This is a genomic window from Streptomyces sp. R818, assembly GCF_056172735.1.
The window spans coordinates 341,794-364,053 of sequence record NZ_JAOCNE010000004.1 but is presented as its reverse complement, the minus strand read 5'-3'; the positions used below and the strand labels follow the sequence as shown (position 1 = coordinate 364,053).

Below are 22,260 nucleotides of genomic sequence, written 5' to 3'. Positions count from 1 at the left end.
GGATGCGGCGCGGCGCTGCGTAAGCTGGCGGGTATGCGCACCCGCCCCACGCTGACCTGGGAACCCGTCGAGGACCTGCCGCCGGCCTCGACCGACCTCGCACCGGTCGTCGACGCTCTGCGGGCGGGCGGCGTCCTCGTGCTGAGCGGCGCCGGGCTCTCCACGGAGTCGGGCATCCCGGACTACCGCGGGGAGCACGGCTCGCTGCGCCGCCACACCCCGATGACGTACCAGGAGTTCACCGGCGACGCGTGGGCGCGGCGCCGCTACTGGGCGCGCAGCCAGGTCGGCTACCGGGCCATGACGCGGGCGCTGCCGAACACCGGGCACCGGGCCGTCGCCACGCTCGCGGGGGCAGGGCTCGTCACCGGCGTGATCACGCAGAACGTGGACGGGCTCCAGCAGGCGGCGGGCCTCGACGACGTGGTCGAGCTGCACGGCAGCCTGCGCCGGGTGGTCTGCCTGGACTGCGGCGACCTCAGCGACCGCGACGACCTGGACCGGCGCCTCCGCGCGGCCAACCCGGCGTTCGAGGAGGCGGCCGAGCGCCACGCGGCGGCGGCCCGCGTCAACCCGGACGGAGACGTGGAGCTGCCCGACGAGGCGGTCCGGGAGTTCCAGCCCGTCCCCTGCCTGGTCTGCGGCGGGGTGCTCAAGCCGGACGTGGTCTTCTTCGGCGAGAACGTGCCGCAGGACCGGGTCGCGGTCTGCCGCGCCCTCGTCTCCGGCGCCTCCTCGGTGCTGGTCCTCGGCTCCTCGCTCACCGTCATGTCGGGCCTGCGCTTCGTCCGCCAGGCGGCGCAGGCGAAGACCCCGGTCCTGATCCTCAACCAGGGCGTGGGGCGCGGCGACGCGCTCGCCTCGCACCGGGTCGCCCTGCCGCTGGGCGAGGCGTTGTCCGACGTGGTGGGGCGGCTCGGTCTCTGACCCGCTCCCTGAAGGCGAGCACGGGGCGGGCATGTGGACGAAAACGGCTGCGGGAGCGCTCCCACCGCTGGAATCATGCCCGGCATGACAGCTGAGCCCCAGGCACCGTTCATCCGCCCGTACCAGCCGGGCGACCGCGCCGCGCTGGCGCACATCTGCGTCCGGACGGCCGACGCGGGCCAGGACGCGTCCGCCCTCCACCCGGACCCCGACCTGCTGCCGACGATCTTCGCCTATCCGTACGTGGAACTGGCTCCGGAGTTCGCGTTCGTCCTGGACGACGGCGCGGGGCACGCGGTCGGCTACGTCCTGGGCGTGCCGGACACGGAGACGTTCGTGAAGCGGTTCCGCACCGAGTGGCTGCCCGGGGCGGGCGCGCGCCACCCGGCCCCGCCCGGCGAGCCGGGGACGCCGACCGAGGAGATGGCGGTGCTCCTGCACACCCCGGAGCGCATGGTCCGCGCGGAGCTGCGCGACTACCCGGCCCATCTGCACATCGACCTGCTGCCCCCGTGGCAGGGCCGCGGACACGGCCGCGCCCTGATGCGCACCCTCCTCGACGCCCTGCACCGCGCGGGCGTCCCCGGCGTGCACCTGTGCATGGTCCGGGCGAACACCGCCGCCAGGGCCTTCTACGACCGCCTCGGCTTCGAGCTCCTGGACGTGCCGGACCGGGGCCCGGTCTGGTACCTGGGCCGCCCGACGGCGCCGCCGCTCTGAGCGCGTCGGTACCCGTGCCGGTCAGGCGTGCGTGAACTCCCGTACGGCGCGGGCGAGTGCGGCGGGCTGGTCCAGCGGCACCAGCGTGGAGGAGTCGGGCACCTCCACGAGCCGCGCCTTTAGCGCCTCGGCCAGGCGCCGTCCGTGTTCCGGGGGCATGACGCGGTCGTCCTTCGCCCAGACGACCAGGGCGGGCCGGTCGAAGGCGGGCAGCCGCGCCGCGGCCTCGGTCAGGGCCGTGCGGTGGGCGGAGATGCCGCGCAGCACCTTGACCGCGTCGCGGCGGATCGGCGGCAGCTTCCAGACGGGCCGCAGCCAGGCGGCGGTGACGGCGTCGCCGCGTCTGGTCAGCCGGCCGAAGGCGATCGGCAGGCGGCGGGCCGGCTTGAGCCGCAGCTGCTGCATGAACGCCCCGAACAACGCGGGCGGCAGCTTGCCCGTGAGGACGACGGTTCTGCCGGTCAGGCCGGGCGGGAAGTTGTCGTAGGCGTCGCAGGAGACGAGGACGATGCGGCCGAGCCGGTCGTCGAGCCCGCCGAGCATGAGCTGTATGAGGGCGCCGCCGGTGTCGTTGCCGACGAGCGTGACGTCCCTGACGTCGAGGTGGTCGAGGAACTCGGCGACGAGCCGCGCGAGCCCTCGCGGCGAGAGGTCGGCGTCCTCGGGCATCGCCAGCGTGTGCGCGCCGAGCGGCAGGACGGGCACGACACACCGGTGATCGGCGCTCAGTTCGCCGACGACGCCCTGCCACAGCGACGCGTCCATGAGCAGCCCGTGCAGCAGGACGAGGACCGGCCCCTCACCCCCGGTGTCCTCGTAGACGAGGGTCCCGGACGGCAGTTCGGCCGTGTGCGTCGCCATGTCGCTCCTCCTCCTCGGACCTACCCTTTCACCACCGGTCCGGTGCGGCCGAGCGGGTCCCGCCCGCCCCAGCGCCCCTCGGTCGCGTAGGGGCGCAGCCGCACGAACATGGTCTCGTAATGGAACTCCTTCTCCTGATGCCTCTTCATGGCGTCCGCGTGACCGCCCGGACAGGAGCCGACGGTGTACTGGCGCATCTCGCGCGCGGTACGCCACAGGGAGAGCGTGGCGACGCGGAAGGGCGGGCGCAACAGGGAGGTTCCGGCCAGGAACGCCGGATGGCGCCGGGCCTCGCGCTCGGCGGGCCCGGCGGCCGCCGCGAACGGGCCCCAGCGGTGCAGGCGCACCCGCGCCAGGGTGAGGACGGCGACCGGATCGTCGTCCGTCGGCTTCTCCTGGCGCGGCAGATCGGGCAGACCGGGCCAGGCGCCCACGGTGCGCACGGGCTCGCAGCGGGCGTTCCACCCCTCCCGGTAGACCCGCGCGGTCCGATGGGACAGGTACCGGTCCAGGGACCGGTCGTCGTCCCAGGCCGCGATCAGAGCCACGCCGGTGACCTTCGTGGAGGGCAGCGCGCCGGTGCGCAGCGGGCTCATCAGCCAGGTCTGGGCGAACCGCAGCCCTTGGATCGCCGCCGGGTCGGGCGCCGAACGCACGGCCTTGAGCGCTTGTACGGTGCCGACCTCGGCGAGGTGCAGCGACATCAGGGAGACCCGGTCGTACACGGGGAACCGGGGGACTTCATCCATCGGTCGACGCCTTCCGTACGGGCTCAGGCACCGTCGCGCAGGACGACATCGGCGGGCAGGGGAGCGGGGCGGCCGTTCTTGATCATCTCGGTGAGGAGGTAGCGCCGCGCCTTGACCGTCGCGGTGCGCCGCAGGTCCTCGGGGGACACCTCGAAGGGCGCGCCGAGCCCGGTCAGGCCGGCCGCCGCGCTCTTCCAGTCGACGGGGTCCAGGGCCCGGCCGTCGCGCATGCACACCACCGGCACCGGGCGGCCCTCGCCGTCGGGCACGACGACGATCTCCTCGGCGTCCGGGATCCGCGTCATCAGGACGTCCTCCAGCCACAGGCAGCTGTCCACGCCCTCGATCCGGTCCGCGACCCGGTCCAGGATCTCCAACTGCCCCCAGCGGCCCCGGCGCCCCCAGTCCCCGGTGTCGAACCACCGGCCGTGGCGCCGCTCGGAGAACTTCTCCGGGGTGCCGACGAACGACAGCGCCCGCGCGCGCGTACGGGCCTGGATCATCCCCGGCTCGGACTGCGAGCCGCGCCGCTTGCCGGTGGCCGGGTCGGCGATGCGGGCGCGCACGCCGGGGATCTCCCACCCCACACTCCGCGAGTCGCGCTCACCGAGCCGGGCCGCCGAACGCCGGGTGTACGGACGCACGGAGACCGCCTGCGTCTCCGTCATGCCGTAGCACTGCCACCACACCGGCATCTTGCGGGCCGACGCGTTGAGGAAGTGGCGCACGGTGCGCGGGTGGATGGCGTCGAAGGTGTTGATGAAGGTGCGGATCCCGGCGAACGGCTGCGCCGGGTCGTCGATGAGCCGCTCCCAGCCGACGTACGCGTTCGGGTGCGCCTCCAGGATCGTCGGCCGGTGCTGGGGCAGCAGCCGCAGCATCGTCGCGTCGTCGGGGCGGCCGATGCCGAGCAGCGGGGTGCCGCGCGAGAAGGCGGCCAGCTGGGTGATCGCGCCGCGCACGTGCACATGCGAGATGGCGCTGGCGAACAGCTCGTTGCCGCCGTGCACGAACGGGAAGACGGACTCCAGGAACGCGGAGAACGACACCGCCCGCGCGGACGTCTCCGCCAGCTTCGACACACCCGTCGTGCTCGACGTGTGCGTGATCATCATCGGGTCCTCGTCCTTGAGCGGCGCGGGCGAAGGCACCGCGCCGCCCCACAGGTCCTCGACCGGGACGCCGCCGTCGATGTCGGCGACGGCACGGATGCCGAGCGCGTCGAGCCGGGCCCGGTCCAGACGCGCGTACGCGGCCGTGGGCGCGTCCGTGATCAGATAGCGGGCGTCGAGGCGCTCCAGGAGGACGTTGAGGATGTCGGGGTCGAGCCCGGCGGAGAGCAGCGCGGGGATCGCGCCGATGCGGGCGGCGGCCCAGGCGAGCGCCTGCACGTCGTAGTTCGGGGTCTTGAGGATGACGACCCGGTCCCAGCGCCGCACCCCGGCCGCCGCGAGGACGGCGGAGAACTGCTCCACGAGCTGGGCGAACTCGACGTAGTCCGTCTCGGTGCGCTGCTGCGGGTCCCAGGCGAAGGGCTGGTCGAGGTGGACCGGCACAGGACCGTGCCGCTCGGCGGCCAGTTCGGCCATCAGGCCGACGTTGACCGGCTTGTTCAGGGCGACCCGGCGGTGCTCGAACTGGCCGCGCAGCACCTTGCCGAAGGTGGTGCGCCGCACGGGGCGGCCCGGCTGCGCGCCGGGCCCCCGGGAGTTCGGGGTGTGGGGCATGACTGGTCAGTCCTTCCTCGGATGTGCGGCGTGTGCGGCGTGTGCGGCGGTACGTGCAGGGGCGCGTTCAGCGGTGCGTTCGGCGGCCATGAGCCGCTCGTACTCCTGCGGATCGACCAGGAGGTGCCCGGAGGAGTCGTGGAAGCGTTTGTCCTGGCGGCGCCTGGCCTGCCGGACCCGGGCCCACATCCGCTCGCGCGGCGGGAGCCGGACGGCGCCGGTGAGCAGGTCGCCGACCCACTCGGACTGGGCCTCGGCGAGCGGCATCAGGGCGGTCATCGAGTGCAGCAGGCCGATGAAGTACAGGCCCTCGGTCTGCGGCGGCACGACCTGGTGGTAGAGCGGGGGCGCGTCGTCGCCGTCGCCCACGTGCTCGCGGTCCAGGAACGGGACGGCGATCCGGTACCCGGTGCAGTGGACGATCGCATCCGCCTCGGCGCTGCTGCCGTCGGCGAAGCGCAGCGTGCGGTCCTCGGCGGAGACGAGCACCGGCCGCGGTGTGATCCGGCCGTGCACGATCGCCGGGAGGAGTTCGCTGCTGGCCACGAACGGGCCCTGGCCGACCTTGTACGGGGGAGCGGGCAGCCCGTAGTCGGTCATGTCGCCGTGGACGAGCTTGAGCATCAACTTCGCCAGCGGGCGCCGCTGTTCGACGGACAGCCTTCTCATCAGCGGCGAGAGCCGGTCGATGGGCCGCCCCTCCAGGATCTTGGGGACGACGTAGTGCCCCGTGCGCACGGACAGGTACGTGGTCTCGGCGACCCGCGAGACCTCGGTGGCGATGTCGGCGGCGGTCGCGCCGAGCCCCAGGACGACGACCCGTTTCCCGGCGAAGCCGTCAGGACCCCGGTACTCCGTGGAGTGCAGTTGCTCGCCGGTGAACTTGCCCTCGAACCGGCCGTGCACGGGCTCGCCGTGGCGGCCCCCGGAGGCGACGAGGACGGCGCGGTAGCGGTGCGTGGAGCCGTCGGCGAGGGTCACGTCCCAGCCGCTGTCCGGCGCGGGCGCGGCGCGGGTCACCTCGGTGTCGAACCTGATGTGCGGGCGCAGGCCGTGATGGTCCACGTAGGAGTTCAGGTAGCGGAGCACATCGGTGTGGTGGGGGTAGTCCGGGCAGTCGTCCGGCATGGGAAGGCTCGGGTACTGCATGACGGTCTTGGAGGTGTTCGCGTGCAGGGACGGATAGGCGGCGCTGCGGTCGTGCGCCGACGGGTCCGGCGGGTAGCGCCACAGGCCACCGATGGCCGGACCGCGCTCGTAGCAGTCGAAGGGGACGCCGCGCACCACCAGGGCGCGGGCCATGGCGATGCCCGCGGCGCCCGCCCCGATGACGCAGACGCGCTCGCTCACCGTTCGTCCTCCCCGCGCGCGGAGCGGGCACCGGCCAGGCCGATCGCGGTGGCGGTCAGCGCGGCGAGGGTGTGGACCGCCGCCCCCGAACTCCTCCTGCTGCGCAGCGCGTCGAGCCCCGCGGCCGTGTCGAGGGCGTCGCAGACGGCGCCCGCCTGGAACCACAGGCGCCGCGCGGGGCCCTTGCTGAACAGCAGGCCGCCGGCCGCGGCGAGGTTGCGGGCCGCGAACAGCCGCACCAGGTGGACGCCTTCCGCGTCGTCCTTGATGCCGAAGTTCTTCGTGCCGAGCGTCGGGGCGAGGAAGGCGGCGCCGCCGACGGTGCGCAGGGCGGCGAGGAGGAGGGCGGCGGTCCGGCCGTCGCCCGGCTTCTTCTCCATGAGGTGCGGTTCCTTTCGTGAGCGGGTCAGGGTGCGACGGTGAAACCGGTCGTGCGGACCTGGACGAGGGACTGGCGCAGCAGGTCGAAGTCGGCCTTGGGGTGCGCGGACTGCTCCGGGTAGGAGACGCCGCGCGGCAGCCCCCCGCCGAGGACCTGCTCGGCGGCCCACGTCGCGCCGACAGCGCTGAGACGGGCCTGGCCGCGCGGGTCGAGCAGATCGACGGAGACGGTCCGGCCCGCACCGCGCGCGGTGACCGTGAGCCCCGCGAAGTCCCCGGCGCCCGGCCGTTCGAGGAGCGCGGAGCGGACGGGGCGCAGGGCGGGCCGGTTGAGGGCGCGCAGCGTCCCGGACCGCTTCAGGGCGACCATGGCGCGCAGCGACGCCGGGCTCTGCAGTGCCATCCGCGTCTCGACCGTGGGGACGCCGAGCGTCACCGGCAGCGTGCTCTGCTCCAGGGTGCCGACCAGCGCGGCGGGGCGTACGGCGCCGTCCGCGCACCGGGCCCGGCGGGTCTCCGTCAGGGGCTGCGCGAGGGCGCGGCGGCCCTCCCGCATCGGGTGGTAGGGCCAGGCGAGGCGGTCGGCGAAACCCCAGGAGTCGGGCCCGACCCGGTCGTCGGAGGAGACCAGGACGGTGATGTCCACCCGGTCGGCGGCGCCGCCCAGCTCACGCACCACCGCGGCGGCCATGAGAGCGGCGATCCCGGCGAACCAGCTCCCCGCGAGCAGGACGGCCCCGGTGGGCCGTTCCCGGGTCGCGGCCACACAGACGTCGAGGACATCGGCGTCGGCGGCCCGGTGGATGTCCGCGAGGGGGATGCCGAGCCGCATGGCGTCGGCGGCGAGGTGCCCCCCTTTGTCGCTGACGGCGCCGAGGACGGCGGCGGGCCGCTCCTCCAGCGCGCCGAGCGGCCCGGGCCGCCCGACGTCGACGACCACGGCCCGCGCCCCGACCGACTCCGCGAACTCCGCGGCACGCTCCGGGTGGCGGCCACCGATGAGCAGCCGCGACCCGGGATCACGCTGCCGCAGCAGCCGCGCCGCCTGAGCGCCGACGACCCCGTAGCCGCCGACGATCAGGAGAGCGCCGGCGTGGTGCTGTGCGGCCTGGTCAGCCACGGCCCACCATCCCCAGGATCGCCACCCGTGGGTCCCGGTCGCCCACCGCGCGGGCGAAGACCTCGCGCGCCGCGCGGACGCCCGAGTCGACCGCGCCGCCCATCGAGCCCATCTGGTGGACGCCCGTCTCGGTGCCCGCCCAGTGGATGCGGCCGATGGGGGCGCGCAGGGCGGGGCCGTACGAGGTGTAGACGCCGGGCGGGGCGAAGCCGTGGTAGCAGCCCCGGGTGAACTCCTCGTCGAGCCAGTTCTGTTCGACGAACTCGGCGGGGCGGGCGGCGCGCGGGCCGAGGGCGCGGGCCAGGGCGCCGAGGACGGCCGTGCGGCGCTCCGGTCCGGCCAGCCGCGTCAGGCGGCGCGCCGCCGAACCCGTGACGAACGCGGACAGCACGCCCGGCGTCCCGTCGGGCGGCGACGTGTCCAGGGCCACCCGGAACGGCCCGTCGCTCGTGGTCACCTGGCCGCTGAAGCCGTCGGCGCGCCAGAACGGCTCGTCGTAGACCGCCAGGCACTTGAGCGCGGCCCCGGCGGGCATCCGCTGGGTGAGCTGGTCGCGGTAGCCGGGCAGGGCGGGCGCGTACTCGATGCGCCCCGAGAGGGTCAGCGGCACGGCGACGATCACCCAGCGGGCCCGGACCTCGAAACCGGTGCCCGAGACCGTCACCGAGTCGGTGTGCTGCTCGATGCGGCGGACGACCGCGCCGAGCCGGATCTCCTCCGTCAGACCCTGCGCGAGCTTCTCCGGGATGCTGTGCGCGCCGCCCTCGAAGCGGTAGCGCTGGATGCCGCGGCTGATCTCCAGGAGGTAGCGGAAGCCGCCCGAGGCGTTGGCGTAGTACAGGACGTGCAGCATCGACAGGTCGGCGGGCGAGGCGCAGTACGCCGCCTCCGTCACCATCGACAGGAACTCCCGGGCCGTCGGCGTCGCCACATTGCGGCGGCACCACGACCAGAACGTCTGGCTGTCCAGCGCCTTCGCGTGCGGCGCCTGCCACGGCGCCTCCGGCGGTACGGTCCGCGCGAGCCGCTCGATGCGCAGGACCGCCTGGCCGAAGTCGGCGAGTGTGGTCGGCGCGAGTGTCCAGGGGAACAGGCCGGAGTACGCGTGGCGGCGCCCGCCCACGAAGCTCAGGCGGCGCCCCTCGTCGTACGTGCGGAACCCCCGCACCCCGAGCGAGCGGCCGGTCTCGGCGATCAGCGTGCTCTTGTCGCCGAAGTACTCGCCGCCGAGGTCGGCCGTCTTGCCGTCGCCGAGGTCGAGGCCCTTGAGGCGCCCGCCGACCCGGTCCCGGGCCTCCAGGACGCGGACGGTCCACCCCGCCGCCGTCAGTTCGCGGGCGGCGGTCAGACCGGCGAGGCCGGCCCCGACCACGACGATGTCGGCCTCCGCCCGGGGCTCATCCGTTATGTGCCGCATCCGCGGTCTCCCTCCGGTCCTTCTGGGTGGTGCGGGGTGTCCGGGCGGCCGGCGGGGCCGACAGGTCGGACGTGGCGTACGCCGGGCGGCGGTTGATCCACCGGCGGCGCGGCTCGCGGGCGAGCAGCCCGAGGGTCTCTTTCAGGAGCGGTCCCCGGGGCTGCGCGCCGGACAGCAGGCGGCGGGCCGTCGCCACGCCCATGTCGCGCAGCGGGAACACGTCGTAGTAGCGCGAGCGGTGGGCGTACAGGTCGAAGAAGCGGTCGAGCTGTCCGCGCTCGTCGAGCCGCCGCAGCGCCTCGGGGACGGCGCCGGGCAGTGGCCCCGCCTCGCCGAGAACCGTCGCGAGCCAGTAGTGGCCCTCGAAGCGGCGGTCGCGCCAGACGCCCCAGCGGCGCATCGCCTCGTCCGTGCCGCCCCTGGCCACTCCGCCGAGGGCGTCGACGATCGCCGGGGCGAGCGCCTCGACCTGGAGGAACGCGTCGCCGATGCCGCGCCCGGCCGCCGGGTCCTTGAAGTGCCCGGAGTCGCCGACGAGCACCCAGCCGGGCCCGGAGGCCTGGCGCAGATAGCCGTCGAACTTGACGATCCCGGAGATCTTCTGCGCGATCCTGGCTTTGTCGAGCGCGGCGGCCGTGGGTTCGCAGGCCCGCAGATGGGCCCAGAGCCCGGCCTCGGTCTCGCGCCGGAAGTAGTCGCGCTCGTGCCCCTCGGGCGAGACGCCGCACAGGTACAGGCCGTTGTCGGCGGGCCCCGCCCACACCATCCGGTCGCCCCAGCGGTGGAAGACGAACAGGTCGTCGTAGGCGGGGTCGGCGTTCTCGAAGAAGGTGAAGTAGTACGAGCGCTGGTTCGGATTGACGTTGTACTTGTGGGAGCCGCACATGGAGGCGACGGTCGAGGCACGGCCGTCCGCGCCCACGACCAGGGGCGCGTGCAGCCGCGTCGAGACGCCCTTGCGCTCCGCGCGCACCCCGCACACCCGCCCCCGGTCCCAGAGCATCTCGACGACCCGGGTCCCCATCCGCAGGTCCGCGCCGGACGCGGCGGCCTCGTCGGCGAGGATCGCGTCCAGCAGGTGGCGTTGGAGGAACGCGGCGCCGCCGAGGTCGTCGAAGGTCAGCGGGAAGCGGGTGCGGACCCGGAAGTCGCCGAGCCGGGTGTCGGTGTGCCTCATGAACCGCACCCCGGTCTCCTTGACCGGCCCGAGCACGCCGAGCCGGTCGAGGAACTTCAGGCCGTCCGCCTCCAGGAGGTGCGAGGAGAGCGTCGGCCTGGGGAAGGTCGCCTGCTCGAGCACGGCCACCTTCAGCCCGGCGCGCGCGAGCAGCGTGGCGAGCGGTGAGCCGGCGCAGCGGGCGCCCACGATGATGACGTCGAAGTGCTCGACGGCCGTGGGGCCGCCCGGAATGCTCGAGCCGTTGACGGTCATGGATTCAGCCCTGTGCCCTTTCTCCTGCGACTTCTCCTGTGGCTTCACCTGTGGCTTCACCTGTGGCTTCACCTGTGGCTTCTCCGGCGGCGAGGACCCGCGGGTCGAGCGGCCTCGGATCGCCGTCGCCCCACGAGATGCCCTGCAGGTGGGAGGTGCGCAGACCGGCGTAGTTCAGCTCGCCGTAGGGGCCGCCGGTACGGCCGGTGCCGCCATGGGTGGACAGCACCGAGTTGAACCCGATGTGCGAGTCGTTGATCTTCAGCGTGCCGCCGTTGGTGACGCTCTCGGCGAAGTGCCGTGCCAGCTCCGGATCGCCGGTCCACATCGAGTTGCGCAGCCCGTACAGGTTGCCGTCGACGAAGTCGACGACGCGCTCGAAGAGTTCCTCGTCCGGCGCGGCCTCGGGCACGACCAGCGGGAGGAGCGGGAAGAACGTCTCCTCCCGGACGACCGAGAGGCCGCCCGCGCGCTCCAGGCCGTCGACGCGGACCACGGTCGGCTCGCAGAACATGCCGCGCGTCGACGGTTCGCCGTCCACGTCCACCCGGTTGCCGCCGCACAGCACCGCGCCCCCGGCCTCGCGGGCCTCGGCGATGAAGTCGAAGAACTTGTCGACCTTGAGTACGGGGCTGAGCAGCGTCTCCGGGTCCTCGGGATAGCCGGGCCGCAGCTTGCGGACGCGGCCGAGGAAGATCTCGGTGAACGCGTCGGCGATGTCGGGGTGCAGGACCGCGTACTTGGGGACCATGCAGATCTGGCTGGAGCCGTAGAAGCACTCCTCCAGGGCACGGGCGGCGGCGTCGAGGTCGGCGTCGCGCCAGACGACGAAGCCGTCGTTGCCCGCGAGTTCCAGGATCGCCTTCTTGCCGTTGGCCAGGCACTCCTCGCCGAGCTTGAGCCCGGCCTCGCTGTCGCCGAAGAACAGGATGTCGTCGACGAGCGGGCTGGTGACCCAGGAGCGCAGGATGCCGCCCGCGTTGCCGCAGACCACGTTGAGGGTGCCGGGCGGGGCGCCGTGCCGCTCCAGGATCGGGGCGAGCACGTCGCGGAAGACGAACATCACGCCGAGCGGCGACGAACGCGGCGCCTTGACGACGACCGCGTTGCCGACGAGCAACGCGAACACGGCCATCGTCGAGTTCGAACCGGCCGCGTTCTGCGGCGGGTTGACGCACACGACACCGTCCGGCTTGCGGACGAGTTCCAGCGGCTTGCCCTCCACCTCGAAGGACTGCCGCAGCTGGGACTCGTACCAGCGGATCGTCGCCTCGTCGGTGCCCCGCAGCATCCCGCTGACCTCCCACTGGGCGAGGCGGCGCGGGTGCCCCTCGGCGATCAGGAGGTCGATCAGCTCGTCGGCGCGGGCGGTCAGCGCCTCGTTGAACTCCAGCATGATCCGGCTGCGGGTCTCCTGCGGGAGCAGCCGGTAGGCGCGGCTCGCCCGGCGGGCCGCCTCCAGGGCGCGGTCGCTGTCGGCGACGGTGCCGACGGCGCAGCGCGCCACGACGTCGTCCGTGACTTCCGTGGTCCGGCCCAGCTCCAGGCCGCGCTTGAGGTTGAAGGCGCTGTCGACGTCGCGCAGCAGCGCGGAGGCGCGCACCACGTACGTCCAGCGCTCGCCCTCGACGTCCTTGCCGTCGATGTACTGGGTGTAGGAGATCATGACGCCTGCCCCTCGAAGCTCTGCGCCATGCTCGGGGCGGAGAAGTCCTCCTCCTCGACGTCGCGGAGCAGGCCCGCGTTGTGACGCCCGTACGCCTCCAGGTCGAGCAGCCCGTGACCGCTGTAGTTGAAGACGATGGTGGCGTCGCGGCCCGTGCGCTTGCACTCGAGCGCCTTGTCGATGGTGGCGCGGATCGCGTGCGCGCTCTCGGGCGCGGGCAGGTAGCCCTGGAGCCGCGCGAAGGTCTTCGCGGCGTCGAACACCTGCGTCTGCGGGTACGCGGCGGCCTCCAACAGCCCCTCGTGCCGCATCAGCCCGACCAGCGGGGCGCAGCCGTGGTAGCGCAGGCCGCCCGCGTGGATCGGCGGCGGCACGAAGTCGTGGCCGAGGGTGTACGTGTACACGCCCGGACCGCGACCGCCCGCGTCGGCCCAGTCGAGGCGGTACTCGCCGTGCGTGAGCGGCGCGCACGCCTCCGGTTCGGCGGCGAGGATCTCGATGTCCGCGCCGTTCAGCTTGTCCTCCAGGAACGGCATCGCGAAGCCGCCCAGGTTGGAGCCGCAGCCGACGGACGCGATCAGGTAGTCGGGGCTGCGGCCGACGAGGGCGAGCTGTTCGCGCAGCTCCTGGCCGATGACGGTGTGGTGCAGCAGGCAGTGGTTGGAGAAGGCGCCGACGGCGAGGCGGGTGCCGGGGTCGGCGTCGACGAGTTCGAGGGCCTCGCTGACGGCGGTGGCCTCGCTGCCCGGGTGGTTGGGGTCCTCGGCGAGCAGCTTGCGGCCGAAGGCCGTGGTGTCGCCGGGGCTGGGCAGGACGGTGGCGCCGTAGGTCTCGATCAGGTGGCGGCGGTAGGGCTTCTGGTGGAAGCTGGCCCGGACCATGAAGACCGTCAGGTCGATGCCCATCAGCCGGCAGGCGAGCGCGAGGGCGCTGCCCCACTGGCCCGCGCCGGTGTCGGTGACCAGGCGGGTGTGGCCGTCGCGCTTGGCGTAATAGGCCTGCGCGATGGCCGAGTTGAGCTTGTGGCTGCCGGTCGGCGAGGTCGCCTCGTACTTGAACCAGATCTGCGCCGGGGTGTCCAGATACCGCTCCAGGGCGACGGCGCGCACCAGCGGCGTGGGACGCCACAGCTTGTACGCGTCGCGCACCGGCTCGGGGATCTTGATCCAGCGTTCGAGGGAGCTCTCCTGCGCGGCCATCGCCTTGACGAAGAGCCGCTCCAGCCACTCCTGCGTGACCGGCTGCCCGGTGGCGTTGTCGATGTAGCGGTCGGGAATCCGGGGCAGATCCGGAATCACGTTGTACCAGCGGGTCGGGATGCGGTCGATCGGAAGGTCGACGCGCTCGGATATGCCCTGGTGCTTCATGCGGGGTTCCCCCAGAGAACGTGGTGCACGTGGATGGACGGGCTGTGCTTGTCGGTTCATCAGGAAGTGCCTCGTGTGGTGGAGTCGGTCGGTTCGTCCGCGGCGCTGTCCTCGTCGGGCAGGTCGGGCGGGACGCCGGTGAGGGCGCTCTCGTGCAGGTCCTTCTCGCGCAGGAACGCGAACGCGATGACCGCGGCGGCGAACGCGAGCGCCGCGCACAACGTCATGGCCTGGTGGAACCCCTCGGTGAACGCGTGGCGCCCGTCCACCAGGACCTGCTCGCGCAGGGCCGGGCCCGCCGACCGCGCGGCGGGCTCGATGGCGCCCGCGCTGATCGCCGACGCCACCTCGTGGCTCTTGTCGCCGATGCTCGCGGCGGCGTCGGACCGGGCGAAGGTGTAGGCGACCCGGTTCTCGAAGAACGCGCCCGCGACGGCGATCCCGAGCGCGACCCCGACCTGCTGGAACGTCTCGTTGATCCCGGAGGCGACACCCGCCTTGGCGGGTTCTGCGACGCCGATGGCGAGCGCCGCCCGGGTCGGCTGGAACAGGCCGAACGCCGCGCCCATCACGATCAGGCTGGGCAGCAGCGCCGTCCAGGAGTCGCCGGGGCCGCCGCGATGGGTGAGCAGCAGAGAACCGGCGAGGGCGAGCTGCGAGAGGCCCATGATGATGCGGAAGGGCACCTTGTTCGTCAGGGCGCCGGTCAGCGCGCCGAAGACGAACATGCCGAGGGACAGCGGCAGGAACCGCAGGCCCGCCTCCCAGGCCGAGTTGTCCAGGACGCTCTGCAGGTACGAGGTCTCGATGAAGATCGCCGGCATACCGGCGGCGTTGGCCAGGAAGGTGACCGCGCACAGCGCGACGAAGGTCCGGTTGCGGAACAGCCGCAGGTCCATCATGGCGTTCTCGCCGCGGGCCCGCGCCACGGCCAGGAACACGACCAGGCCGACGGCGGCGACGGCGTACAGCGCGATGTTGCTCCCCGAGAACCAGCCGTCGGTGTTGCCCCGCACGATCGCCAGGACGAGCGCGGCGAGGGAGACGGTGAACACGGCCATCCCGGCGAAGTCGGGGGCGGCGCTGTGCGCGAGCCGCGACTCGCGCAGGCGCCGCAGCGCGACAAGGAGCGTCGCGAGGCCGACCGGCACGTTCAGGAAGAAGATCCAGCGCCAGCCGGGACCGCTCGTCAGGGCGCCGCCGATCAGCGGGCCCGTGGCGGCGGCGATACCGACCGCGGCGCCGAACACGCTGAACGCGGCGGCGCGCTCCTTGCCGTGGAACTCGTGGCCGAGCAGCGCGGGACCGACGGCGAACATGATCGCCGCGCCGACGCCCTGCACGCCCCGGCTGATGTTGAGGACCTCGACGGAGCCCGCGAGACCGCAGGCCAGGGAGGCGAGGGTGAAGACGACGAGCCCGACGACGAAGACCGCCTTGCGGCCCCGCCGGTCGGCGAGCGAGCCGGAGATGACGAGGAAGGCGGCGAGCGTGAGCGCGTAGGCGTCGAACACCCACTGCATCTCGCTGAAGCTCGCGTGCAGGTCACCGCGGATGCCGGGGAGCGCCACGGCGACGACGCTCAGGTCGAGCATGAGCATGAACGTGCCGACGGACACGACTGCGAGGGTCCACCAGCGCAGTGCGCCCGGTGGGCGGAGCATGGTCATGCTTCCTCCATAAAGAGGGTTCACGGATAGAGAGCGGGAAGGGGGCCGGGACACTCCTCGCGATCACGCCCCTTCTCGTTTTTCGGGCCGGGCGGGTCCGGCCGCGCGGTGGCGGGCGAGGACCAGATCGACCAACTGGGCTGCCGCGCCGGTGTAGTCGGCCGGATCGCACCACGCCCGCAATTGCCGTGCGTCGTGGCGGCCGGCGAGTTCGGGGGCCTTGGCGAGTTCGGGGGCTTCGGCGAGTTCCGGGGCCTCGGCGAGGACGTCCGCGAGGTGGCGGCCTTCCCCGGCCGCCCGCGCGGACGCCCTGAAGACCAGCGCCTTCGCGGCGCTCCGGCCCAGCGCGGGCGACAGGAGCGCGGCGAGCCGCTCGGACACGACGAGGCCCTCGGTGAGGCCCAGGTTGGCGCGCATCCGCTCCGGGTGCACGAGGAGCCCCTCGGCGAGTTCGGCGGCCGTGTGCGCGGCGCCGCCCACGAGGCGCAGGCACCCGCGCAACGGCTCCCACTCGGCGTGCCAGGCCCCGGCGGGACGCTCGTCGTCGACGACCGCCGCGTGCGCGAGCCCCGCGACGAGCCCCGGCACCTGGTACGCCGCGGACCGGATCAGGGCGGCCAGCGCCGGGTTACGCTTGTGCGGCATGGCGGACGAGGAGCCCCGCCCCTCCGCGCCCGGCTCGGAGACCTCCGCGCACTCGGTACGGGACAGGAGCTGCACGTCGGCCGCGAAGGTGCCGAGGCCGGCGGCGGTGAGGGAGAGCGCGGCGGAGAGGTCGGCGAGAGGGGTGCGGACGGTGTGCCAGGGCACGCCGGGATCGCTGAGGCCCACCTCCTCGGCGAGGACGGCGGGCAGCCTACGGGCGTAGTCGTTGCTGCCCTTGGCCCCGTTACCGTACAGCTCGGCGTAGGCGAGGTAACCGGCCAACGTGCCCGCGGCGCCGCCGACTTGAACCGGCAACCCGGTGGCGCGAATCCGACCGAGCCGCTCCTGGGCGTCGAGCACGGCTTGCAGCCAGCCCGCCGCCTTGAGCCCGAAGGTGGTGGGCACCGCGTGCTGCCCGAGCGTCCGGGCGGCCATCGGGGTGTCGCGGTGGGCCTCGGCAAGCCGGGCGAGGGCGGCAGCCACCCGGTCCAGATCGGCCAGGACGAGGTCGAGGGTGCGCGCGGCGACCAGCATCAGCGCGGTGTCGAGCACGTCCTGGCTGGTCGAGCCCTGATGCACGTAATGCGCGGCATCGGGGTCGACGCGCCCGACGGCCTCGGCGACCATGCCCACCAGCGCGACGACGGGATTGGCGGCGGCTCTGGCGCGCAGCGCCACTTCCCGGAGGTCGAAACGCTCGGCCCGCGCGGTCTCGGTGACGAGAGCGGCCACGGGCGGCGGCACGGTACCGAGCCGCGCCTGCGCCCGCGCGAGCCCGGCCTCCGCGTCGAGCATGGCCTGCAGAAAGGCGAGGTCGGAGCTGGCGCCCTCGACCGGGGCGCCGACCCGGACGGGGGAGAAGAGCCCCGCGTCCGTCAGGGCAACGGCGGAGAGGGCGCATCCGTCCGGCGCGAGCTCACTCATGGGGTTCTCCTCTCGGGGGCGGCGGCCGGGATGGGAGGGGCGGGCGGTGTGGCGGCTGCCGGGGCGGCGGGTGCGGGGGTGGCTGACGCCGGGGTGGTCGGTGGCGAGGAAGCCGGGGGCGCGATGGTGGGCGCCGCGGCGCCGGGTGCTGGGGTGGCCGACGCCGCAGTGCTGGATGCTGGGGTGGCCGACGTCGCAGTGCCCGGTGCCGAGGCGGCTGACGTCGTCATGGTGGGCGCCGCGGTGTCGGGCCGCCCGGCGTCAGCCACTCCCGCACCCGCCGCCCCGGCACCCGGCGCCGAGGTGTGCGACGCCGGCGCGGCCGACGTCGTAGTGCCGGGCGGCGACGTGTCCGACGTCAAAGTGGCTGATGCCGCAGTGCTGGGTGCTGGGGTGGCCGGCGCCGTCATGGTTGGTGCCGGAGCGCCGGGCGCCGGGGCGGTCGGCGTCGTCGTCGTGGGCGCCGCCGTGCCGGGTGCCCGTGTGCTCGGCGCCGGTGCGGGTGATGCCAGGGCCAGAGCGGCCAGCGCTATCGCGTCGGAGTCGCCCAGCGTCACCGAGTTCACGCCGGGGCGGATGCCGGCGGCTGTCACCCAGTGGACCGACTCGGTGGGGACGCCGTAGGCGAAGCGGCGCGGGTGCGGGGTGCCGTCCGCCGTGATCACGCGGTAGGGGCGGCCGGTCACCGCGAGGCCGCCGGTCTCGTGGTCGCCGTGCTCGGCGTCGCGGATCACGTACGGCCTGCACTGGCCGGTGGCGAGGAGGTGGCGAAGGAGCGGGTCGGCGGTGCGCCGCAGGTCGGGCTCGGGGAGACGGGCCTCCACGAGGGCGGTCGCGGTGACCCGGTGTCCCGGCACATCGGCGGACTCCGCGACGAAGACCCCGTCCCGCTCGTCGGTCCGCACCGTCATGCCCGGCCCCATGAGGTGCAGGACCCCCGCCTCGACGAGCGCGATCATCTCCTCGACGCGCTGCGGCGGCGGCCCGATGGACAGGAACGCGTTGAGCGGGGTGTACCAGCGCCGCAGGTCGTCGCGGTGGGAGCGGCCTGCGAGACCGCCGTGGTCGACGACGAGCCGGATCTCGTTGCGCAGATCGCGCAGCACGTCGAGGGCCGCCTTCAGCGGGCTGTCCACGTTCCCCGCCGCCGCCTCGGCGAGGTCGCGGCGGAGCGTGCGGAGCAGCCAGGCCCGGTGCGCGACCGCGGTCGGGAAACCCCCGTCCCCGTACGGGCGTTGGACCCGCTGCCAGTCCCACCGCTCACCTTCGGAGATGCCGAACTCGGCGAGCAGCGCCGCCTCCTGCGCTGAGCACCAGGGCGCCGCGAGGGTGCGCGCGGTGAACCGCCGGGCGGCCCGCGCACGGCCGCGGCGCGTGAGCAGGGCCGCGTAGTAGACCGTCTCGACCTCCTTGGCGATCAACGGCCAGAGGTCCCGCGCGAAGTCCAGACCCCGCCGGTCCGCGGCACGTCGCAGCTCGGCCAGTTTCGCGGGGGTCAGCAGGAGAGGACGGTGCCGGCCGTGCGCGCCCTTCTGGTTGTGGCCCCGCGCGTGGTAGGGGACGCCGCGCCGGGAACCCGCGTACAGGACCGGCTCCCGGCCCGAGGGACGGTAGACCAGGCGCCCGGTGGCGGCGTCCCGCACGAAGGCGCCGCCCCGGCCGACGGTGAACAGCGCCACGTGGTCGAAGAAGTTGAGCCCCAGTCCCCGGAGAAGGACGGGGGAGCGGGGGAGCACCGCCCGCAGGTCGAGGTCGGCCGGGTTGGCGGGCGGCAGGTGGACGAGCGCGTGCCGGGCGGCGAAGTCCGCGAGCCGCCGCTGCGCCGGGTCGGCGCGCAGCGGCAGGTGCCCCTGGGCGAGGACGACCGCGTCGAGGCCGCCGATCCGGGTGCCGTCGGCCAGGCTGACGCTCTGGAGCCCGCCGGGCCCGTCCTGGAGGCGGACGGCGCGCAGCGGATGGACCACGACCCGCACACCGTCCGGCGCCCCCCGCACGACACGCCGGAACACCCACTCCAGGTAGTGCCCGTAGAAGGCACGGGTCGGATACGAGTCCGGGGTCAGCGCCCGCGCCTGCGCCCGTACGTCCTCGTCGACGTGGCCCGCGTACGCGCCGGACGCCACGCGCCCGGCCCACTCGTACAGGCTGGGCCCGGGCTCGACCTCCCCGGCCATCTCCACCGTCGGGTCCGTGAAGAGCGTGACCTGCGAGGCGACCGTGTTCATCAGCAGGTGGGGCGACTGGCCGGTGCGCCAGACGCGGCCGGGCCCCGGCCGGTCGGGGTCCACGACGTGCACGGTCACGGCGACGTCCGGGGCATGGGTACGGGCGTCGGCGCACAGCCGCTCGAGCACACTGAGACCGCGCGGTCCGGCCCCGACGACGCAGACCCGGAGCTGTCGCCCGCCCGCGTCCCGATCTGGGACGGTCTCGGACGGGACCGGCGGCATGCAGGCCCCGTCGATGCGCCCCGGCCTCGTGGACCGGGACGCACCGACCGGAGCGGCCGGGCGGGGTACGCCGAGCGCTCCGTCGGCGGCGGGCGACTCGCCGACACTCATCAGTTCGGCACGGGCGGCGCACCGGCCGTCGCCGCCGCCGGTCCGCCCGGGCCGTCACCGGCCTCGGTGACCGCGGCGGCCGTCTCGACGGCGCGCAGGCCGAGATGCTGCGCGAGCCGGGCACGGATCGCCTCACCGAGCGCGGCGGCGGCGTCCGCGTCGGGTTTCGTCTCCCAGATCACGACCATGCACTCCTTCCCGGGAATCCGATGTGGCCTGTCATAAGGGCCGACACGGAATAAGAGTCGCGGCGTCGCGCGCACACTCCACCGGTCCCGCACGAATTTTTGGAATGCGGCTCAAATGCAGCTCAAATCGGGATCGGCTGCGGACCGGATGCGGATCGGCCGCGGATCGGCGCGGAGTGAAATACGCGGGAAGCATGGGGCGGCAGCGCTCGGCATTGGCTACAGTTTTTTGCCCGGACTTGACCGCTCATAATGAGGGTGCGAATCTCGTGCACACGACACAGAGGGGGACGGAATCATGACGGGTGCCGCGCGCGACGGCTGGCCGACAGCCGATCTCGACCCTGTGCGAAGACTGCGGGTCCTGGCCTCGGCCGCCGCCCGCCCCGCCTACGCCGAGCGCCATTTCGACGTCCCCTTCGACACCCTGTGGTCCGTCGTCCGCGACCTGGAGCGCGAACTCCCGCACCTGATGCCGGAGGTGCACTCCTTCACCGTCACCGACCGGGCGGCGCAGCCCGACGGCGGACGCCTCGTGGCCGAGGCGATCGGCACCCTCGGCCGCCGCGAGCGGTACGAGGTGGTGCTGCGCCCCGGGTGGTGCCTGCTGCAGAGCGGGGCGCGGGTGAGCGGGATGGCCGCGGTGCCGGACGGGACGGGCTGCACGTTCGCCTTCTTCACCAGCCCGCGCGTCCGCGGCCCGGAGCCGGCGGGGCAGGTGCGCGACCTCGGACACGAGGGGTGTTCGGCGCGGCTCCTCGACCGGCTCGCGCAGCGCGTCGCGGCCCGGTCAGTCCCAGGCGGTCCGGAAGGACTGGCGCGCCCGGAACAGCCGTGAGCGCACGGTCCCGACCGGTATTCCGAGAACCTCGGCGACCTCCTGCTCACTGAGCCCCTCGACGTGCCGCAGCGTCAGCACGACCCGGTGCTCCGGCGCGAGCCGCCCCATGGCGTCGGCGATGTCGGAGGCGAGCAGCTCGTCCTCGGGCAGCGCCCGGTCCTCGAACTCCACCGGCACGGTCGGCCGGCCCTGGCGGCGCTTGGCGAACTTCACCGCCTCCCGCGCCGCGATCACCCGCACCCAGCCGAACAGCGCGGCAGGCTCCTTCAGCTGCCGGATGCTGCAGAAGACGGCGATGAGCGCCTCCTGCGCCGCGTCCGGACCGTCCTGCAGCGCGACGGGCCCGCAGATGCGGCCCACGTACGGTTCGAGCACGCTCAGCAGCTCGTCCATCGCCAGGAGGTCCCCGCGCTGCGCGCCCTCCACCAGACCGGCCAGGACCTCCGGGTCCCGGCCCGTCGCGTACACCCTCTCCGCTTCTGTCACAGCGCCTCCGTGGCCCTCATACAGGGATGCACGAATGGGCTGCGCGCAACTGAAGATAAATCTGTTTCGGCAGAATCCGATTCCGCGTGATCCGTATAATCCGCATGATCCGCCTGGACAGGATCTGCGTTTATGTCGAATGCACGGACCCCGCCGTCCTGCGGAGACCTTCGCTCCACGATATCGACCCCCGTCGATGCCCCCGTTGGCGACGAATACCTTTCGATACGCGTCGTTCCAAACCCTATCAGCGGGCGAAGATTCCCGAGGCATTTCCCCTTCATTCCCGGCCGCCGAGGAGTACGGACGGACGGCGCCGCCTCTCTCCACCTGAGGCTCTGCCTCGGCACGGGGGCTCCGACCACGACGTCCGAAGGACGTGAGCACGATGACCGACTGGCCCGTCACCGCACTCGACCCCGTACGCCGCCTGCGCGTCCTGGCCGCGGGGCTGCCCGCCGCCGTCTACGCCGAAGCACACCTGGACCTGCCGTTCCCCTGCGTATGGGAAGCGGCGAAAAGCATCCTGGCGGCCGGCCACCGCGCCCACCCCGCCCTCGACATCGTGCTGCGCCCCGGCCTCTGCCTGCTCCAGAGCGCCCACGCCCTCGCCGCGACGGCCGCGGTCCCGGAGGGTGACGGCACCCGTTTCGCGACCCTGGCCGCCCTCCGCCAGCCCCCGCCGGGCGCCGCCCCCGCTGTAGGCTGACGGCACAGCCCTTGACCTGCACACAGCGGGCAGGGAGCGACTTTCCGGGAGTGAAGCATGTATCGCACCATGTTCAAGTCCAAGATCCACCGCGCCACCGTCACCCAGGCCGACCTCCACTACGTCGGCTCGGTCACCATCGACGCGGATCTGCTGGACGCCGCCGATCTGTTGCCCGGCGAGCTCGTGCACATCGTCGACATCGACAACGGTGCGCGGCTCGAGACCTATGTCATCGAGGGCGAGCGCGGCTCCGGTGTCATCGGGATCAACGGGGCCGCCGCCCACCTCGTGCACCCCGGCGACCTCGTGATCATCATCAGTTACGCTCAGGTCGACGACGCCGAGGCGCGGTCGCTGCGGCCCAGCGTCGTGCACGTGGACCGGGACAACAGGATCGTGGCGCTCGGCGCCGACCCGTCGGAACCGGCCCCGGGCGGCGACACCCAGCGGAGCCCGCACTCCGTGCCCGCCGGAGCCGTGACCGCCTGATCAGCACGCATCGCCCAGTCAGGAGCG

19 protein-coding genes and 1 pseudogene are annotated in these 22,260 nt (G+C 73.5%); 5 read left to right on the top strand and 15 right to left on the bottom strand.

What is annotated here, in order from left to right:
• Window positions 1–33: 33 nt before the first annotated feature.
• Together N5I75_RS14605 and N5I75_RS14600 are read left to right on the top strand one after the other, a co-directional pair.
• Window positions 34–927, top strand: a complete 894-nt coding sequence (locus tag N5I75_RS14605) for an NAD-dependent protein deacetylase (RefSeq protein WP_476677600.1) — start codon at window positions 34–36, stop codon at window positions 925–927.
• Between the two features lie 84 nt (window positions 928–1,011).
• Entirely contained in the window at window positions 1,012–1,647 is a 636-nt protein-coding gene (locus N5I75_RS14600; RefSeq protein WP_476677598.1) for a GNAT family N-acetyltransferase, read from the top strand.
• Between the two features lie 21 nt (window positions 1,648–1,668).
• Here the strand turns inward: N5I75_RS14600 and N5I75_RS14595 are convergent, their stop codons facing one another.
• The 14 genes and pseudogenes from N5I75_RS14595 to N5I75_RS14530 form a co-directional block, all read right to left on the bottom strand.
• Window positions 1,669–2,508: an alpha/beta fold hydrolase gene (locus N5I75_RS14595; RefSeq protein WP_476677596.1), complete on the bottom strand. Its 840-nt coding sequence runs from the start codon at window positions 2,506–2,508 to the stop codon at window positions 1,669–1,671.
• Window positions 2,509–2,528: 20 nt separating this feature from the next.
• Window positions 2,529–3,257, bottom strand: a complete 729-nt coding sequence (locus N5I75_RS14590; protein ID WP_476677594.1) for a spheroidene monooxygenase — start codon at window positions 3,255–3,257, stop codon at window positions 2,529–2,531.
• Between the two features lie 23 nt (window positions 3,258–3,280).
• Window positions 3,281–4,984, bottom strand: a complete 1,704-nt coding sequence (locus tag N5I75_RS14585; RefSeq protein ID WP_476677592.1) for an AMP-binding protein — start codon at window positions 4,982–4,984, stop codon at window positions 3,281–3,283.
• Between the two features lie 6 nt (window positions 4,985–4,990).
• Complete coding sequence (locus N5I75_RS14580) at window positions 4,991–6,334, bottom strand: flavin-containing monooxygenase (protein ID WP_476677590.1); 1,344 nt, start codon at window positions 6,332–6,334, stop codon at window positions 4,991–4,993.
• Window positions 6,331–6,714 (bottom strand): hypothetical protein, encoded by a 384-nt coding sequence (locus tag N5I75_RS14575; RefSeq protein ID WP_476677589.1) that lies wholly within the window; start codon window positions 6,712–6,714, stop codon window positions 6,331–6,333. Before N5I75_RS14575 ends, N5I75_RS14580 begins: the two co-directional genes overlap by 4 nt.
• A gap of 26 nt (window positions 6,715–6,740) precedes the next feature.
• On the bottom strand, window positions 6,741–7,835 hold the full coding sequence (locus N5I75_RS14570; RefSeq protein ID WP_476677587.1) for a hypothetical protein: 1,095 nt from the start codon (window positions 7,833–7,835) through the stop codon (window positions 6,741–6,743).
• Window positions 7,828–9,252 carry a flavin monoamine oxidase family protein gene (locus tag N5I75_RS14565; protein ID WP_476677586.1) on the bottom strand — a complete coding sequence of 475 codons (1,425 nt, stop codon included), beginning with the start codon at window positions 9,250–9,252 and terminating at the stop codon, window positions 7,828–7,830. Before N5I75_RS14565 ends, N5I75_RS14570 begins: the two co-directional genes overlap by 8 nt.
• The gene (locus N5I75_RS14560) at window positions 9,233–10,684 is read right to left on the bottom strand and encodes an NAD(P)/FAD-dependent oxidoreductase (protein ID WP_476677584.1); all 1,452 of its coding nucleotides are present in this window, start codon (window positions 10,682–10,684) and stop codon (window positions 9,233–9,235) included. Before N5I75_RS14560 ends, N5I75_RS14565 begins: the two co-directional genes overlap by 20 nt.
• 4 nt (window positions 10,685–10,688) lie before the next feature.
• Window positions 10,689–12,350: an aldehyde dehydrogenase family protein gene (locus N5I75_RS14555; RefSeq protein WP_476677582.1), complete on the bottom strand. Its 1,662-nt coding sequence runs from the start codon at window positions 12,348–12,350 to the stop codon at window positions 10,689–10,691.
• Complete coding sequence (locus N5I75_RS14550; protein ID WP_476677580.1) at window positions 12,347–13,717, bottom strand: TrpB-like pyridoxal phosphate-dependent enzyme; 1,371 nt, start codon at window positions 13,715–13,717, stop codon at window positions 12,347–12,349. Before N5I75_RS14550 ends, N5I75_RS14555 begins: the two co-directional genes overlap by 4 nt.
• Before the next feature lie 59 nt (window positions 13,718–13,776).
• Window positions 13,777–15,387: an MFS transporter gene (locus tag N5I75_RS14545; protein ID WP_476677578.1), complete on the bottom strand. Its 1,611-nt coding sequence runs from the start codon at window positions 15,385–15,387 to the stop codon at window positions 13,777–13,779.
• Window positions 15,388–15,450: 63 nt separating this feature from the next.
• Complete coding sequence (gene pcaB / locus N5I75_RS14540) at window positions 15,451–16,956, bottom strand: 3-carboxy-cis,cis-muconate cycloisomerase (protein ID WP_476677577.1); 1,506 nt, start codon at window positions 16,954–16,956, stop codon at window positions 15,451–15,453.
• Window positions 16,957–17,444: 488 nt separating this feature from the next.
• Window positions 17,445–19,406: pseudogene (locus tag N5I75_RS14535) on the bottom strand (FAD/NAD(P)-binding protein); the annotation flags it as partial.
• Window positions 19,407–19,516: 110 nt separating this feature from the next.
• Entirely contained in the window at window positions 19,517–19,699 is a 183-nt protein-coding gene (locus tag N5I75_RS14530; protein WP_476677575.1) for a hypothetical protein, read from the bottom strand.
• A gap of 304 nt (window positions 19,700–20,003) precedes the next feature.
• Here N5I75_RS14530 and N5I75_RS14525 point away from each other — a divergent pair, with 304 nt between their 5' ends.
• Complete coding sequence (locus tag N5I75_RS14525; RefSeq protein ID WP_476677573.1) at window positions 20,004–20,543, top strand: hypothetical protein; 540 nt, start codon at window positions 20,004–20,006, stop codon at window positions 20,541–20,543.
• Here the strand turns inward: N5I75_RS14525 and N5I75_RS14520 are convergent.
• Window positions 20,496–21,032 (bottom strand): RNA polymerase sigma factor, encoded by a 537-nt coding sequence (locus N5I75_RS14520; RefSeq protein WP_476677571.1) that lies wholly within the window; start codon window positions 21,030–21,032, stop codon window positions 20,496–20,498. The two genes, N5I75_RS14525 and N5I75_RS14520, sit on opposite strands and share 48 nt — an antisense overlap.
• A 388-nt stretch (window positions 21,033–21,420) precedes the next feature.
• Between N5I75_RS14520 and N5I75_RS14515 the strand changes: the two genes are divergently transcribed.
• On the top strand, window positions 21,421–21,741 hold the full coding sequence (locus N5I75_RS14515) for a hypothetical protein (RefSeq protein ID WP_476677569.1): 321 nt from the start codon (window positions 21,421–21,423) through the stop codon (window positions 21,739–21,741).
• Window positions 21,742–21,798: 57 nt separating this feature from the next.
• Entirely contained in the window at window positions 21,799–22,233 is a 435-nt protein-coding gene (panD, locus tag N5I75_RS14510) for an aspartate 1-decarboxylase (RefSeq protein ID WP_476677567.1), read from the top strand.
• Window positions 22,234–22,260: the final 27 nt, after the last annotated feature.

Bases quoted from the DNA above. Each gene is read 5' to 3' on its own strand.
- pcaB (WP_476677577.1), bottom strand. From the start codon at position 16,956: ATGAGTGAGCTCGCGCCGGACGGATGCGCCCTCTCCGCCGTTGCCCTG.
- N5I75_RS14525 (WP_476677573.1), top strand. From the start codon at position 20,004: ATGACGGGTGCCGCGCGCGACGGCTGGCCGACAGCCGATCTCGACCCT.
- panD (WP_476677567.1), top strand. From the start codon at position 21,799: ATGTATCGCACCATGTTCAAGTCCAAGATCCACCGCGCCACCGTCACC.
- N5I75_RS14575 (WP_476677589.1), bottom strand. From the start codon at position 6,714: ATGGAGAAGAAGCCGGGCGACGGCCGGACCGCCGCCCTCCTCCTCGCC.
- N5I75_RS14560 (WP_476677584.1), bottom strand. From the start codon at position 10,684: ATGACCGTCAACGGCTCGAGCATTCCGGGCGGCCCCACGGCCGTCGAG.
- N5I75_RS14515 (WP_476677569.1), top strand. From the start codon at position 21,421: ATGACCGACTGGCCCGTCACCGCACTCGACCCCGTACGCCGCCTGCGC.
- N5I75_RS14600 (WP_476677598.1), top strand. From the start codon at position 1,012: ATGACAGCTGAGCCCCAGGCACCGTTCATCCGCCCGTACCAGCCGGGC.
- N5I75_RS14565 (WP_476677586.1), bottom strand. From the start codon at position 9,252: ATGCGGCACATAACGGATGAGCCCCGGGCGGAGGCCGACATCGTCGTG.
- N5I75_RS14555 (WP_476677582.1), bottom strand. From the start codon at position 12,350: ATGATCTCCTACACCCAGTACATCGACGGCAAGGACGTCGAGGGCGAG.
- N5I75_RS14590 (WP_476677594.1), bottom strand. From the start codon at position 3,257: ATGGATGAAGTCCCCCGGTTCCCCGTGTACGACCGGGTCTCCCTGATG.
- N5I75_RS14550 (WP_476677580.1), bottom strand. From the start codon at position 13,717: ATGAAGCACCAGGGCATATCCGAGCGCGTCGACCTTCCGATCGACCGC.
- N5I75_RS14545 (WP_476677578.1), bottom strand. From the start codon at position 15,387: ATGACCATGCTCCGCCCACCGGGCGCACTGCGCTGGTGGACCCTCGCA.
- N5I75_RS14605 (WP_476677600.1), top strand. From the start codon at position 34: ATGCGCACCCGCCCCACGCTGACCTGGGAACCCGTCGAGGACCTGCCG.
- N5I75_RS14585 (WP_476677592.1), bottom strand. From the start codon at position 4,984: ATGCCCCACACCCCGAACTCCCGGGGGCCCGGCGCGCAGCCGGGCCGC.
- N5I75_RS14595 (WP_476677596.1), bottom strand. From the start codon at position 2,508: ATGGCGACGCACACGGCCGAACTGCCGTCCGGGACCCTCGTCTACGAG.